The 1,381-nt window shown below is 63.1% G+C and carries 2 pseudogenes (1 of these 2 running past the window's edge); both read left to right on the forward strand.

Annotated features, from left to right (window positions below):
- Window positions 1-130, forward strand: a pseudogene (locus BGN91_RS08170) (conjugal transfer protein TrbB); the annotation flags it as partial.
- A 7-nt stretch (window positions 131-137) separates the two neighbouring features.
- A pseudogene (trbE, locus tag BGN91_RS08175) lies at window positions 138-1,381 on the forward strand (conjugal transfer protein TrbE) (it continues 1,170 nt past the right edge of the window).

The following is a 1,381-nucleotide window of genomic DNA, read 5'->3' on the forward strand; positions in this document are numbered from 1 at the left end:
GCTCTGGCTCGTCGGTCTCGGACTCTGGGCTGCCGGCCACTTCGCGGCCGTATGGGCAGCCAAACGCGATCCAATGTTCGTGGAAGTGATCCGCCGGCATCTGCGCATCCCCTCCTTCCTCGCGGTCTGAGCCTGCCATGATGAACCTCGCCGAATACCGCCGCACCGCTACTCGCCTCGCAGATTTCCTGCCTTGGGTCGCGCTTGTTGGCCAAGGAGTCGTTCTGAACAAGGACGGCTCATTTCAACGCAGCGCAAGCTTTCGCGGTCCAGATCTGGACTCCGCTGTTGCAGCGGAACTGGTTGGCGTGGCGGCAAGGCTTAACAACGCTTTCCGCCGTCTCGGTTCGGGCTGGGCGATTTTTGTAGAGGCGCAGCGCTACCCCTCCAACCGCTATCCGGACAGCATCTTTCCCGATCCCGCGTCTGCGTTGCTCGATGCCGAGCGCAAGGCTGATTTCGAGGAAGAAGGCGCACATTTCGAGTCCCGCTACGTCCTCACGTTCGCTTGGCTGCCGCCGGCCGAGGATGCCGCGCGCGCGGAGGCTTGGCTCTACGAGGGAAGGGAACGGTCAGGTGTCGACCCTCACGAGATTCTGCGAGCCTTCGTCGACCGCACCGACCGCGTGCTCGCGCTGCTCCACGGCTTCATGAAGGAATGCCGTTGGCTGGATGACAGCGAGACGCTGACCTACCTGCATTCCTGCGTTTCCACTAAGCGCCATCGTGTCCGTGTTCCCGAGACACCGATGTATCTCGATGCGCTGCTGGCCGACCAGCCTCTCACCGGAGGCCTTGAGCCTCGTCTCGGCGATCAGCATCTGCGCACACTCACCATCGTAGGCTTCCCGACCGCGACGACGCCCGGCATCCTCGACGAGTTGAACCGGCTCGCATTCCCCTATCGTTGGGCAACACGTGCGATCCTGCTCGACAAGACCGACGCGACCAAGCTGCTCACCCGCATCAGGCGGCAATGGTTCGCAAAGCGGAAAAGCATTGCGGCCATCGTCAAAGAAGTCATGACGAATGAGGCGTCGGTCCTCGTAGACACCGACGCCGCCAACAAGGCCGCCGACGCCGACATGGCCCTTCAGGAACTCGGCGCGGATCTCGCCGGCATGGCCTACGTGACGGCTACGATTACCGTGTGGGACGGCGATCCACGCTTAGCCGACGAGAAGCTGCGCCTCGTCGAGAAGGTGATCCAGAGCCGCGACTTCACTGCGATGCTCGAGACCGTCAACGCGGTCGACGCCTGGCTCGGAAGCCTGCCCGGCCATCTGTATGCCAACGTCCGGCAGCCGCCGATCTCGACGCTCAACCTGGCGCACATGATTCCACTCTCGGCCGTCTGGGCCGGCCCTCAGCAAGATGAGCA

The organism is Nitrobacter sp. 62-13 (genome assembly GCF_001896955.1).
GTDB lineage: Bacteria > Pseudomonadota > Alphaproteobacteria > Rhizobiales > Xanthobacteraceae > Nitrobacter.